The organism is Pantoea sp. X-Soil-OKNW-556, from assembly GCF_059730695.1.
On record NZ_AP035993.1, the window covers coordinates 129,407 to 143,572 of the forward strand.

General features: G+C 54.3%; 12 protein-coding genes. 4 read left to right on the plus strand and 8 right to left on the minus strand.

What is annotated here, in order from left to right; all coding sequences use genetic code 11:
- Nucleotides 1-189 precede the first annotated feature (189 nt).
- The 4 genes from nifL to AC6I8T_RS25645 all read left to right on the plus strand — a co-directional run bounded on the left by nifL (nt 190) and on the right by AC6I8T_RS25645 (nt 5,313).
- Nucleotides 190-1,674 (plus strand): nitrogen fixation negative regulator NifL, encoded by a 1,485-nt coding sequence (gene nifL, locus AC6I8T_RS25630; protein WP_208726969.1) that lies wholly within the window; start codon nt 190-192, stop codon nt 1,672-1,674.
- On the plus strand, nt 1,671-3,242 hold the full coding sequence (nifA, locus tag AC6I8T_RS25635) for a nif-specific transcriptional activator NifA (protein WP_208726968.1): 1,572 nt from the start codon (nt 1,671-1,673) through the stop codon (nt 3,240-3,242). Before nifL ends, nifA begins: the two co-directional genes overlap by 4 nt.
- Nucleotides 3,243-3,406: 164 nt before the next feature.
- The gene (gene nifB / locus AC6I8T_RS25640) at nt 3,407-4,810 is read left to right on the plus strand and encodes a nitrogenase cofactor biosynthesis protein NifB (RefSeq protein WP_497834780.1); all 1,404 of its coding nucleotides are present in this window, start codon (nt 3,407-3,409) and stop codon (nt 4,808-4,810) included.
- Nucleotides 4,807-5,313 carry a nitrogen fixation protein NifQ gene (locus AC6I8T_RS25645; protein WP_497834781.1) on the plus strand — a complete coding sequence of 169 codons (507 nt, stop codon included), beginning with the start codon at nt 4,807-4,809 and terminating at the stop codon, nt 5,311-5,313. Before nifB ends, AC6I8T_RS25645 begins: the two co-directional genes overlap by 4 nt.
- 86 nt (nt 5,314-5,399) lie before the next feature.
- Here AC6I8T_RS25645 and AC6I8T_RS25650 read toward each other — a convergent pair whose 3' ends face one another.
- From AC6I8T_RS25650 to AC6I8T_RS25685, 8 genes are all read right to left on the minus strand, one after another.
- Nucleotides 5,400-5,912 carry a hypothetical protein gene (locus AC6I8T_RS25650; RefSeq protein WP_497834782.1) on the minus strand — a complete coding sequence of 171 codons (513 nt, stop codon included), beginning with the start codon at nt 5,910-5,912 and terminating at the stop codon, nt 5,400-5,402.
- 53 nt (nt 5,913-5,965) lie between these two features.
- Entirely contained in the window at nt 5,966-6,964 is a 999-nt protein-coding gene (locus AC6I8T_RS25655) for an Abi family protein (RefSeq protein WP_497834783.1), read from the minus strand.
- 69 nt (nt 6,965-7,033) lie between these two features.
- Nucleotides 7,034-7,519, minus strand: a complete 486-nt coding sequence (locus AC6I8T_RS25660; protein WP_497834784.1) for a hypothetical protein — start codon at nt 7,517-7,519, stop codon at nt 7,034-7,036.
- Nucleotides 7,520-7,547: 28 nt separating this feature from the next.
- Nucleotides 7,548-8,894: an ATP-binding protein gene (locus tag AC6I8T_RS25665; protein ID WP_497834785.1), complete on the minus strand. Its 1,347-nt coding sequence runs from the start codon at nt 8,892-8,894 to the stop codon at nt 7,548-7,550.
- Nucleotides 8,891-9,622, minus strand: a complete 732-nt coding sequence (locus AC6I8T_RS25670; RefSeq protein ID WP_021183968.1) for a response regulator — start codon at nt 9,620-9,622, stop codon at nt 8,891-8,893. The genes AC6I8T_RS25665 and AC6I8T_RS25670 overlap by 4 nt, the downstream gene beginning before the upstream one ends.
- Nucleotides 9,623-9,629: 7 nt before the next feature.
- A complete protein-coding gene (locus tag AC6I8T_RS25675) occupies nt 9,630-12,764 on the minus strand; it encodes an efflux RND transporter permease subunit (RefSeq protein WP_497834786.1) in 3,135 nt (1,044 codons plus the stop codon).
- Entirely contained in the window at nt 12,757-13,830 is a 1,074-nt protein-coding gene (locus AC6I8T_RS25680) for an efflux RND transporter periplasmic adaptor subunit (RefSeq protein ID WP_497834787.1), read from the minus strand. The genes AC6I8T_RS25675 and AC6I8T_RS25680 overlap by 8 nt, the downstream gene beginning before the upstream one ends.
- A gap of 23 nt (nt 13,831-13,853) precedes the next feature.
- Nucleotides 13,854-14,108 (minus strand): EF-hand domain-containing protein, encoded by a 255-nt coding sequence (locus AC6I8T_RS25685; protein WP_208726960.1) that lies wholly within the window; start codon nt 14,106-14,108, stop codon nt 13,854-13,856.
- Nucleotides 14,109-14,166: the final 58 nt, after the last annotated feature.

Genomic DNA, 14,166 nt, shown 5'->3' on the forward strand with positions numbered 1-14,166 from the left:
TTACTGAGCGATTTTGCGCGAGATGTACGGGTAAAACCGATCTGGATCAAGGTTAAGGCGAGTCACTGCCGCATAAGGCTTACTGTTTGCATGGTTATATGGCAGGCAACCACCGCGGCGGCCAATGTCGACAGGTGGGACAAATTGTCATAACTGCGACACAAATGAACCTGAGTTCCGGAGGATGTGATGACTGAGAATATGATGATGGATGCCGCTGAACCGCAAGCCATTGCACGAGGGCTTTCTCAGCAACATCCCGGCCTGTTTATGACCATTGTTGAAGAGGCACCCGTTGCCATCTCTTTAACTGATGCTGAAGCCCGAATTATTTACGCCAACCCGGCATTCTGCCGCCAGACGGGTTATCCGCTGGAAGAATTATTGCAACAGAACCCGCGCCTGCTTGCCAGTAAGCAAACACCGCGCATGATTTATGAGGATATGTGGCGCACCTTGCGCCTGCGTCAGCCCTGGCGCGGACAACTCATCAACCGCCGTCGTGATGGCAGTTTGTTTCTGGTCGAGATCGATATCACTCCGGTTATGAATGTCGGAGGCGAGCTGGAACACTATCTGGCAATGCAACGTGATATCAGTACAGGTTACGCGCTGGAACAACGCCTGCGTAATCAAATGACGCTGACCGAAGCAGTGCTGAATAATATCCCGGCTGCCGTTGTCGTGGTGGATGAGCAGGACCAGGTCATCATGGATAACCTGACCTACAAAACCTTATGCGCTGATTGTGGTGGCAAAGAGTTACTGACTGAGCTGGATTTTTCTTCACGGAAAAAAGCGTTCGCCGAGGGTGAAGTCATTCCCGTGATGCTGTGTGGTGCGGAGCGCTGGCTGAGGGTGACATGCTGGACACTGCCCGGCGTCAGTGAGGAAGTTAGCCGTTATTTTATTGATAACAGTCTCTCCCGCACCCTGGTGGTGATTACCGATTATACCCAGCAGCAGCAACAGCAAGAACAGGGACGACTGGATCGACTGAAACAACACATGACCACCGGCAAATTGCTGGCGGCAATTCGGGATTCACTCGATGCGGCACTGATCCAGCTAAACTGCCCGATTAATATGCTGGCAGCCGCCCGACGCCTGAATGGCGACAACAGCAACGTTGCGCTTAATTCTGCCTGGCATGAAGGTGAAGAAGCTATGGCTCGCCTGCAACGCTGCCGCCCCTCCCTGAATCTTGAACAATCTACCCTGTGGCCCCTGACCGATTTTTTGGCCGATCTGCGCGCACTCTACCACACCCGTTATCAGCAGGGAGATCGCTTACAGGTGACGCAAGACTCCCCCGAACTGGTGTGTTTTGGTCAACGAACTCAGGTACTGGCCTGCCTGAGTTTATGGCTGGATCGGACTCTGGATCTCGCCGCTGAAATCCCCCATTTTGCGCTGGAAACCCAGCTTTATGCCCATGAAGAAAATGGCTGGCTGGCCTTCTACTTATGCGACAACCTCCCGTTAAAGTATGTCCACTACACCCACACCGCAACTGCTTTAAATGCCCCAGGAAAAGGGATGGAACTACGGCTGATCCAGACCCTGGTTGCACATCATCGGGGGGCCATTGAACTCACGTCGCCGCCCGAAGGCGGGTCCTGTCTCACCCTGCGATTTCCGTTATTTGCCTCACTGACCGGAGGTGCCAAATGACTCAGCAATCGGAATCCGACAACCGGGTCTGGCGCTTTGACCTGTCTCAGCAATTTACCGCGATGCAACGTCTTAGCGTGGTGCTGAGTCGTTCAACCGATCGGCATCGGACACTCCAGGAGGTGTTGTCCGTACTGCAAAACGATGCCTTTATGCAGCATGGCATGATTTGCCTGCACGACAGTCAGCAGGGGCAACTGAATATCGAAGCACTGCCAGAAGCCGATTTGCAGCAACTGAATGATGGCCTGAAAATCCGTTATCGTGCCGGAGAAGGGCTGGTGGGCACGGTGCTGTCTCAGGGACAATCGCTGGTTTTGCCACGCCTGGCAGATGACCCGCGTTTCCTTGATCGACTGGGGTTGTACGACTACAACCTGCCGTTTATTGCGGTGCCTTTAATGGGGCCAGATGCGAGGCCGATGGGGGTTTTGGCTGCACAGCCGATGGCGCAGGCTGAATCACGCCTTCCTTCCTGCACCCGCTTTCTTGAAACCGTTGCCAATCTGGTGGCACAGACGGTACGCCTGATGTCATCACCGGCGCCGACCGTTGCGCGCCCGGCGGTGATGCCGCCAGTCAAGGGGCATAACTGCGTTCCCGCCCATAACTTTGGCTTCGAAAATATGGTGGGAAAAAGCCCCGCGATGCAGCAGACACTGGAGATTATCCGCCAGGTGTCGCGCTGGGATACCACCGTGCTGGTGCGTGGCGAAAGTGGGACGGGTAAAGAGTTGATTGCCAATGCCATTCATCACAATTCTCCGCGCTCCACTTTTCCGTTTGTGAAGTTTAACTGTGCGGCATTACCCGATACCTTGCTGGAGAGCGAGCTGTTTGGTCATGAAAAAGGGGCGTTTACCGGCGCGGTGCGGCAGCGGAAAGGACGATTCGAACTGGCTGATGGCGGCACGCTTTTTCTCGATGAGATTGGCGAGAGCAGCGCGTCTTTTCAGGCCAAACTACTTCGGATCTTGCAGGAAGGCGAAATGGAACGGGTCGGGGGGGATGAAACCCTGCGGGTCAACGTGCGAATTATTGCTGCGACCAACCGTAATCTGGAGGAAGAGGTCCGCAACGGGAATTTTCGTGAAGATCTTTATTACCGCCTGAATGTAATGCCGGTTGCGCTCCCGCCGCTACGCGAACGTCAGGACGATATCCCTGAGTTGGCACATTTTCTGGTGCGCAAAATCGGGCAAAACCAGCACCGCACCCTGCGGATCAGCGAAGGCGCAATCCGTCTGCTGCTGAGTTACAACTGGCCGGGCAATGTACGTGAGCTGGAAAACTGCCTGGAGCGTTCGGCGGTGATGTCGGATAGCGGGTTAATTGATCGTGAAGTCATTCTGTTTAACCATCGGGAAACGGTGCCAAAACCACTGCCGGTCAGCGCACCGCGAGAAGACAGCTGGCTGGATCAGAATCTCGATGAGCGCCAGCGGTTAATCGCTGCGCTGGAAAAAGCCGGATGGGTGCAGGCCAAAGCGGCCCGGTTACTGGGAATGACGCCGCGCCAGGTAGCCTACCGTATTCAGACCATGGATATCACCATGCCGCGTCTCTGACGCGAATTGTGATGATCAGCACATTGTCAGCTACAGGTGGTGATTATGACAAAACCCAGCGCGAAAAATAGAATGAAAATTGTTTTATTTCAGTTGGTTATAAAATTGGCAAACGGTACATAACTTGCAGCAGGAAGTTCAGTCGATCTTATCAAGGTAACGTTATGACTTCCTGCTCCTCTTCTGCCTGTCAGGCACCCACTCGCGAAATGCTGGATGATTTGGTCGCGGGGAAAGTGGCGTCACACCCCTGCTACTCACGCAGTGGGCACCACCGGTTTGCCCGTATGCACTTGCCGGTGGCACCCGCCTGTAACCTGCAATGCAACTACTGCAATCGCAAGTTTGATTGCAGTAACGAGTCACGGCCCGGTGTCTCCTCGACCTTGCTGACGCCGGAACAAGCTGTTGCCAAAGTCCGTCAGGTCGCGACGGCGATCCCACAATTATCAGTGGTGGGCATCGCCGGTCCGGGTGATCCGCTGGCAAATATGCATCGTACCTTTAACACCCTCGAACGCGTGCGGGAGGCGTTTCCTGACCTGAAATTATGCCTCTCCACCAATGGTTTGATGCTGCCTGATGCGGTGGATCGTCTGGTGGCGCTTGGCGTTGACCATGTCACCGTCACCATTAACACCCTTGATCCCGACATCGCCGCGCAAATTTATGCCTGGCTGTGGCTGGAGGGGGAGCGTTACAGCGGGCGTGAAGCGGGTGAGATTCTGGTTGCCCGTCAACTGGAAGGCGTACGTCGGCTCACCGCGAAGGGCGTATTAGTGAAAATTAACTCGGTGTTGATTCCGGGAATTAACGATCAGGCGTTACCCGATGTCAGTCAGTTGCTGCAAGCCAGCGGTGCGTTTATCCATAACATCATGCCGCTGATTGCCCGACCTGAACATGGCACGGTGTTTGGCCTGAACGGACAAGCGGAACCTGATGCCGCCATGATCGCGGCAGTCAGGCAGCGCTGTGGTGAGATCATGCCGCAGATGACCCACTGTCATCAGTGCCGCGCGGATGCGATTGGTATGCTGGGGGAAGATCGTAGCCAACAGTTTGACCGGATACCGGAACCTGAGCCGTCACCACAACCCTGGTTGCCGGTACTGTTCCAGCGTGCCAGGCTGCACGCCAGTATTGCGACCCAGGGGGAATCGGATGATGAAGACGCTTGCCTGGTGGCCGTGGCATCGCAACGTGGGGATGTGATTGACAGCCATTTTGGTCATGCCGACCGTTTTTATATTTACAGTCTCTCTGCCGCAGGTGTGGTGCTGGTGAATCAGCGTTTCACACCTAAATATTGTCACGGTAACGACAATTGCGACACCGAACAGGACAATGAAGAGCGGATGACGGCGATTTTTGATCTACTCGCCGATGTACAAGCGGTGTTCTGCGTACGTATGGGTTATACGCCCTGGCAAAAACTGGAAGCACTCGGTATTCAGCCTTGTGTCGACGATGCCTGGCAGCCTGTAACGGCAGCATTGACTCGCTGGTGGCAAGATTATCGAACCCGAATAGCCTCCTCAGACAGACGAAATAAGGGGGTTGCATGACGCCTCAGCATCGCTGGCTACACCGGTTAATGTCTCTCTATGCTCAGGGCTGCGGCAGCTATGCCCTGATGATGGGGCTTTCACCGCAGCAATGGACACGGTTGCCCTATCCTGCCCGGCAACGGCCCGTTTCAGAGGATGCGCTGAGGCGTCATCAACTGATGAGTGAACTGATGGCGACACGCCGGGATGAGCAGCAACAACTGGCGTTATGGCTGGCAGAGTACATGCATCCTGACGCTGATCCGATGCATTGCATTGTTGCCAGCGTTGCGCTGGCGTTTAACCATCTCTGGGAAGACCTCGGCCTGAGTTCCCGCGCGGAATTACGCCAACTGATGAGTGACTGCTTTCCTGAGTTGGTGGTGATGAATGATAAAAATATGCGCTGGAAAAAGTTTTTCTATCGCCAGCGCTGTCTACATGCCGAAGGTGAATTGATCTGTCGTTCACCGAGTTGTGATGCGTGTTGTGAACGGGGCGTTTGTTTTGATATGGCATGACTTTTGGCGGCACTATCCAATATTTTTGCCGGCATGATTACGTCTCTGTCTTACATTGCTGAATTATCGTCAGCCAACAGCATGTTTTATCTTTTCGTTACGGCATGAATGACAGTCATGCCCAATGCGTTGCTTCGTTTAGTGATGGTAATAACGTTGCCGCCATACACATTACCTGCCGGATAACACACTTTGATTTTTTCTTCCAAATCAGGATCGTACAGGCGAGCACCTGAACAGCTATGGCGTCCAGCGGAATCATATTCATAAGGGGCGGAGTAAGTGCTGACCTGTCCTGGTAGTAACCACGTCAGTGTGGTGAGCAGCAAATAACTGAACATGCAAAGGAGAAGAACCACACCGGAATACAATTTAATATAATCCTTGGCGGTATGTGGTTTGGCACCTTTTCCCCATTTAATTAGCGCAAAGAGCAATGGCACAGCGAATAATAAACTGGCTAACAGCATGTTCCTGATAGTCAATGGTCTCAGGAACGTCTCCCGATCAACCTCATTTTGCCAGGTGAAAAAGCCAAAGATGCATCCCAACACCATGAGTGTGATGGAAAATAATTTAGGATATGAGGATGTCATCATTTTTTGCTACCTTCCGTGGTCATATTCGTCGCTTTACCATACAAATCGTGCTATCAGGCAGGAGGATTTATCGAGCGGGTCCAGAGAACATCGGTTCGCCACCCCTCCATGAATCCCATTTTTTCCCATGTCACGCAATCAGGACGTTGTGCCATGAGGTTGTCCAGCTGTTCTTTCAGCCCATCACTCCACGATACCTGGTCGGAGAGATATTTGAGTACGGCCAGACGGCAGTAGAGGGTGTTCTTACGTGAAAAGTGGTGCTCATATCCCTTCATATGCATCGGCGCGAAAACCTGAAAATGGCGGTTCCATATACGGTTATGATGAGCACAGAGGTTACGCAGGTGTGACAATGTATGAAACCACGAGCCCAAAACTTCATTGCTGTTCAGACTGAACATGCGCGCGATTTCACGTTGATCTCTGACGGATAATCCCGCATAAGCACTGGACCAGCTGCCAAACGTCATAACCTCCGTTACCATCCAGGAGGGGGGGTACACAGGTGTCGAGTAAGTATCACTGTAGTGCTGAATGAAGACTTCTTTGGCGCTGGAAATCTGCTTAAAAAACGCATCATAATCAAATTCTGGTCTCAGGATGGCAAGATTCATGAACCAGTGTGGTCCGTATCTACCAGACATATGTTCTGACAGGCAGGTACGCAAAGCCACTTCAACCTTCTGGATTTGTTCAAGAATAATCAGCCGTAGACGGCGATCGAATTCATAGAGGCTGATCACCTGCTCAATCGTGGTGTCAGGCAAGAAGTGTTTCGGTTCAACCGGTTGCGGCACACGTTCGTCCGTCATTCGGTAGTAGGGATAGAAATAACCGCGCAGGCGGTAGTAACCAATAAACCGGAGCGCATTCTCAGCAACCGCGTGATCCTGGATAATTAACCCACGCTCCCTGAGCTTGCTGATTAGCTCGTCTGGGCTGTTTGTCGGTTTCGTATAAGGTACTTTACTATGTTCAGCTTTCCTTGCCAAAAATCCTCCCTTTACCCACAAATATACAGACAAAAAAAAACCCGCCAGTTTGCGCATGATTTCTAATAGAAACCCTAGGCGAGGCAGGTGTTGTTAAGGATAACTTACCAGTACTTGATGATTGCGTCAATCACTGGTCGGCTCATCACGCCATACCAATGGTACTCCAACAAACGTGTGGGTACAGCATCGGCATGTCACGGGAATATCCTCTGCTGTGATGTGCGGATTAACCTGTTGAAGGATTCTGTTCTCGTCTACATAGAGACCCGGAAAAAAGGCGAAATCCCCACACCGGACATAGTCCCCCTGTTGATGCTCATGCAACGCCACCATCCAGAAAATGGGATCGGGCCTGTCGAGTCGGCTGTTGGCTTCACTGAAAACATCATCCCACTGTTGACCCACTTTACTCATCAGAAAGTTAAACAATGGCGTGTAGTCCAGGCCACGTTGCTGTTTACCGCGCATAGATTCGCGTTGGGGTAACAGATCATCTGCAAGCTTTTTCCTGTGTCTGCCATGACGGTATTCCGCACCGGGATTGTTCGAATGATGGCGCGTCGTGGTATTGACTCTGCGGTAGAGTTTTTTGGCGTGATTGTCGTGCAATGTCATTCCTTTCAATGTCGCTAACGTGTTAATGCCGAACTGAAGTTGACACAACGAGTTTTCCTCCCTCAACCAACGGCAGCGTCACCATTACCGTCAGTCCCCCGCCTGCCCGCTGGCTGACGCTGAGATCCCCGCCATGTTGCTGGGCAATCTGGCGTGCGATAGCCAATCCCAGGCCCGAACCGTTGTGCCGGGCTGCCGCGCCTTTACCCCGGTGGAATGGTTTAGTAATCAGCAACAATTCTTCCTCTGTAACGCCGGGACCACGATCCTGTACCGCAATCTTTGCGACATCACCTTCCCGCCAACTGGCAACTTCAAGTCCGGTCCGACCATATTTGGCGGCGTTTTGCATCAGGTTTGTCAGCAGGCGCATCATGCTGACGGGACGAAAATAGCACACCGGGAGCGGCGTCAGGGACAGGGTAAAGTGTTGGCCCAGACCGGTAAAATCATAATTCAGTTCGGTAATCATCTGATTAATGTCACCAGGCTGACTCAGCTCAGTGGCGCTGCCGCGGGCATAATCAATGAATTGCTGGAGAATAGTATCCACATCCTCGAAGTACCGGCCAACATCATCCGGGTTAGCGCTTCCCTGCCCGCCGATTGCCATCGCCAGCCGCAATTTGGTCAGCGGAGTGCGCAGGTCGTGAGATATTCCGGCCAGCATCTGCGCGCGGGCATTTTCCATCTCGGCCAGACCATCCAGCATGCGGTTAAATGTCAGGCTGACCGTCCTGATTTCGCTCGGTCCTTCCGGCGATAACGGGCGCGGCCATCCTCCCTTCCCTACATCAGTGGCAGCCTGCGCCAGAGAGGTCAGCGGGCGGTTGATGCGCCGTTGCAGGCCATAGGCCGTCAGCAATGCCAGCAGGGCCAGCCCCACTGACAGCAGAATCGCACTGATCAGGCTGGAAAGGTGGTTCGACGGTTCAACCGCCAGCGCCACCCAATATGGCTGACCTGCGATCTGTACCTCCACCCATAATTTTTTTTCGGGGGCCTGTTCCCAGCGCAGCGGTATGCCGGGCGGAAGTTGCTGGTGCAGGCTATCAAGAAAGACTTTGAGATAATAACGGCGATAGAAACCCGCCAGCCCCAGCGTGGGGATTTCGATCAGATGAGCCGGTTGTTGAATGACGCCCCCCACCGCCTGGGCATAACGATCGCGATCCGTGGCCGGTACCGTTGCCAGCAGCTTATCGAGCATGATGATCTGCGAGGCAATGAGCGAGGCGGCATCATTCACTCTGGGCTTCTGGATAAAAACCAGAAACACCGTGAACGTGGTGATTTGCGTCAACGTCACCAGCAAAATCAGCAGGACACTGTTGCGTGCCAGCAGTGAGCGGGGCCAGAATTTTTTCACGTTTCGCTATCTACGATAAGCATGTAACCCATCCCCCACACGGTCTTCAACCAGCGAGGTTCGGAAGGCTGCGCCTCAAGTTGCTGGCGCAGGCGTAACATCTGCACATCAACACTTCTGTCCAGCGCTGCATATTCGCGTCCTCTGGCGCGGCTCAGCAGGTTCTCGCGGCTGACGGGCCGGTTAGGTGTGGTGGCCAGCGCAATCAGTAAATTCATTTCGGCAGAATTCAACGCCAGCAACTGATCTTCGCGGTACAGCGTCTGCCGCGTGATATCAAGACGGTAAGGGCCAAAGCAGACCGCCCCCGAACCTGCGGGTGTTTCACCCTGCTGCAACGCCTGACGCCGGAAGATCGCTTTGATGCGTGCCACCAACTCCTGCGGCAGAAAAGGCTTGGCGAGATAGTCATCAGCACCGGTTTCCAGACCGATCACCCGATCTACCGGATCGCCGCGCGCCGTTAGCATCAGAATGGGCAACGTGAAGTTTGCTGCCCGCAGGCGGCGGCAAACGGACAGGCCATCTTCCGGTTCCATCATCAGGTCAAGCACCAGCAGATCAAAGGGTTCACGTTGCAAAAGGCGGTCGAGTCGGGCGCCATTTTCCGCCGTCCTGACGTCAAATCCCTGATCGCGTAAATAGCGTTGCAGCATGCTGCGCAGTTCATTTTCATCGTCAAGGACCAGTATTTTCTTTGCCTTATGCTCGGTTTTCGCGTCACTCATAGGTCATTCACCCCTGATGAACAGGCTTCCGGCGCGCTTGCCAGGCCTCTTGTGCACGTTGCAAAACGACATAAAAACAAGGGACCAACAGGATGGCAAGCAACGTCGCTGACACCATCCCGGAAAAAACGGTAATCCCCAGCGATTTTCTGGCACTGGCGCTGGCGGCGCTGGAGAATATCAGCGGTATAACGCCCAGCGTAAAGGCCAGCGAGGTCATAATAATCGGGCGGAAACGCGTCCTGGCTGCCGTCAGTGCCGCATCGATGATGCTGCTACCGGCCAGACGTTGCTGGCGGGCATATTCGACAATCAGGATCGCATTTTTCGCAGCAAGTCCGGCCAGCAGCAGCACGCCAATCTGCGTATACAGATTGTTAGCGATATTCAGCGCTAACAATGTGATCGCCGTACCTGATAATGCAAGCGGGACACCGAGGATCACGCTGACGGGCAACCAGTAGCTTTCATATTGTGCAGCCAGCACCAGATAAACCAGCAGCAGTGACATGGCGAATGCAAGATAGATACGGTTCCCGGCGACGTTTTCCTGATACGACATATCGGTCCACGACAGGCTGATATCCGGCGGCAGTGTGGCTTTTGCCAGCGCGCTCACTGCCTGCATTGCCGCACCGGTACTGTAACCCTGAGCGGGCATACCATTGAGGGTGGCCGACGGATTAAGATTATATAAAGAAGCCACCGCTGGCCCTTCTGTCGGGGTGAAACTGACAAGGGTTGCCAGCGAAACCGGCTCGCCGCTGGCATTTTTTACCGTCAGGGCGGAGATTTGTTGTTGCAGGCGGCGCTGGTCAGACTGCGCCTGAACGTACACTTTCACGCTATGGTTTTCACGGGTGATTTGATTGACATAGCTGGCCCCGAGATATTGTTGCATGGCATCGAAGACATCACCCGGTGAGACGCCCATCGCTGCCGCGCGCGTTCTGTCCAGCGTGACATTGATCTGCGGTACGTTCGAACGCAGTGTACTAAACATCCGCGACACTTGTGGCAGTGCCATCGCCTGCCGGACAAAATTGTCACTTACCTGCTGCAAATGCTGATAGTCACGTTGTCCGTTAGTTTCGCTCAGCACCATCTGCATACCGCCCCCGTTACCTACGCCCTGAATCGGCGGCGGCACAATCACCAGCGCATTGGTATCGGGAATTTTCGCCAGTTGTTTATTCAGGTTGCTGTAGATAGAACGCAGATCCTGGTGTCTGCCACGCTGATTCCACGGTTTCAGGGTGACGTAAATCAGTGCCGCGTTGGACAAGGACGCATTGTTGTCGAGCGGTGAAAGTCCGCCAATCACGACGGCATGATCCACCCCCGGTTGCTGCCCCAGCACCAGCTCTACCCGCTGGGTCACGCTGGCGGTTTGTTCCAGCGAGGCGGCGTCCGGCAGTTGCAGCGACACCAGAAGATAGCCCTGGTCTTCCAGCGGAATAAATCCGGTCGGGATGCTGAAAAAGGCCGCCAGTGTCAGCGCGATGACCAGCAGACCGCCGATAAACGCCACTTTGCTGTGGCGGATCAAGCGGCGAATGCCGTTGAGATAGGCGTTTTCCAGCCACGCGAACACCTGATTGAACTTGCGGTAAATCCAGGGTTTGCTGCCACTGTTAGCGGGTCGCAGCCACTGCGCGCTTTGTACCGGTTTTAACGTCAGGGCATTGAGGGCGCTGAGTAAGGTGGTCACGGCGATCACCAGCGCAAACTGACGATACATCTGGCCGCTGAGGCCGGGTAAGAAACTGGCCGGAAGATACACGGCGACCAGCACCAGCGTGATGGAAATGATCGGCGGCAGCAGTTGACGCATGGCATGTAGCGTCGCCTCGCGGGGTGCATATCCCTGTTCGATATGATGACTCACCCCTTCGACCACCACGATTGCATCATCAATAACGATACCAATCGCCAGCACGATGGCAAAAAGCGTCAGTAGATTGATGGAAAACCCCATCAGATAGATGGCACCGAATGTTCCGATAAGGGTGACTGGCACGGTGGTGGCAGGCACCAGCACGGCACGCCAGTTTTGTAAGAAAACCACGATCACCAGTAACACCAACAGCCCGGCAATCAGCAGCGTGCTGTAGACATCATTGACCGAACTCTTGATAAAGGTGGTGGTGTCAAAAGGCAGCGCATAATGCATGCCTGCTGGCATCCGGGCAGACAATTTCTGCATCTCCGCCGCAACCGCGTTGCCAACCTCCAGCGCGTTAGCATCCGGGAGTTGCGAAATGGCAATCCCTGCCGCAGGTTTACCGTCCATCGTGAAAAACTGCGCATAGCTGGATGAACCCAGCTCGGCATGGCCCACATCCTGTAAACGTACCAGTCTGCCGCCGTCCTGGGTGCTGCTTTTGATAACGATCTGATTAAACTGGCTGGCATCGCTCAGCAGGCCATTGACGTTAAGCGTCAGCTGCATCTGTTGACCATTGTTAGCGGGTGGCGCGCCCAGTTGCCCGGCGCTGACGCTGCGGTTTTGCGCTTTGATGGCGTTAATTACGTCATCCGGCACCAGGCCATATTGCTGCATACGCGCGGCATCCAGCCAGATGCGAATACTGTAATCTCCGGTACCGAAGACCGTGACATCCCCCACGCCGGGGATCCGCGCGAGTGAGTCGCGCAAATGGTTGGTGGCATAGTTGCTTAAAAACAACGTGCCCTGGTTTGGGTCAGAAGATTGCAGGCTGTACAACTGCAAAATTGCCGTCGACCTTTTACGTACCGTCACCCCCTGCTGCTGCACCGCATCCGGTAACTGGGAAAGCGCCGCCTGAACACGGTTCTGCACCAGGATCTGTGCCTGATTGCTGTCGGTGCCGATGGCAAAGGTGATATTCAGGGTGTAGGTGCCATCATTGCCGGTGGTCGATTTCATATACAGCATGTTCTCGACCCCATTTACCTGCTGCTCGATAGGGAACGCCACCTGATCCTGCAAGGTTTGCGCGTTCGCACCGGGATAGTGGGTCACCACCTGAACAACTGGTGGCGTAATGGCGGGATATTGCGTTACCGGCAACGCCCACAAAGCCACAGCGCCGAGGATCAGGATGATCAATGACAGTACGTTGGCAAAAACCGGCCGGTCAAGAAAGAACTTAATCATGCTGGCTTTGCGCCTCGTTGCTGACGTTGACTTTTTTGCCGACCAGATCCGGGCGAGCATAGGTCAGGACGCGTTGTGTGGTGTCATTTGCACTGAGCAAAATGACATGTTCATCACTGCCGGGAGCGGTGTTAATCCTGAGCTGGCTGACCGTGCCATCCGGGGACACCGGGAAAATGCTGCCGTCCTTCACGGCCGTCACCGGGAGCTGCCACGGGCTGTCCGGCGTTGCCGCATGCAGAGTGACCTGGACAAACATGCCCGGCAGCAGGTTAACCGGCGGCTGGTGCAGGGTCGCGCGCAGGGTGATATTGCCGCTGGCGCTGTCGAGCTGGTTATCGACAAAATCGATGGTGGTATGCAGCGGCTCATTCAGACCGGGAACCTGGATATCCACCGGCTGATGTTCCACCGCATCGCTGCGTGCCGCGATAATGCCGAAACGTGTCGCGTCTGACTGGTTCAGGCTGAAAGTGACATACAGCGGGTCGATTTTATTCAGCGTGGCTAACACGGTGTTACCGCTGCTGCCGACCAGATTACCCACATCGACAGTGCGTCGCCCGATGCGCCCGGTAAACGGGGCGGTAATCCGCGTATAGCCGAGGTTAATTTGCGCAATGTCCCGTTGCGCCTGTGCCTGATCGCGGGCCGTCTGTGCGTTTTGCAAGTCTGACAGAGAAATAACATGTGACGGATAGAGCGCCTGGTCCCGGTCCGTTGCACGCTGATTATTCACCAGCGTGGCCTGGTCCGAATTAAGCTGCGCCTGCAAGGTGGAAGAGTCCAGGGTGAACAACACCTGACCAGCATGAACGATATCGCCGTCCCTGAAGTTAACAGATTGCAGCGTCGCGGCGACACGCGCCACAATCTGTACCTGCTCAGAAGCACTCAGCGTGCCCGTGACGGTGATTGACGGATCAAACGTGAGTTTTTGCGGCACACTCACCGACACGGCGGGAACGGGTTGCGGGTGAGTGTTTTGCTGTGGCTTGCACCCCGCCAGTGCACAGCCCGCCATCACCAGCAGCCCGAATCGGCATGCCACACTAAGTATCTTCATGGATAGCACGTTCATCAGCCAGGTTATTTTTTCGCAGCCATAAATGCGCTGAGTTGTGCGAAGGTGATATAGCCTTTTTTCGCCGTATCTATTTCAGAAAAATGCTGCGCAACGCGGGGCATGCCGGCCTGCGCTTCAGCCAGGGTTAACTTGCCATCATGATTGGTGTTCGCTGCATTGAAGCGATTTTGCATCAGTTGCGCGAATGCGGCGGTCGGTGCGGCGTTGGCCGCGCTCATAAAGACCAAACCTGCCACCAGAATCAGAAACTTTTTCATTTGTTACCTCGATTAACCGTTAAAGAAAGCGTAAAGGGATGTGAGGAAATTCACGGGG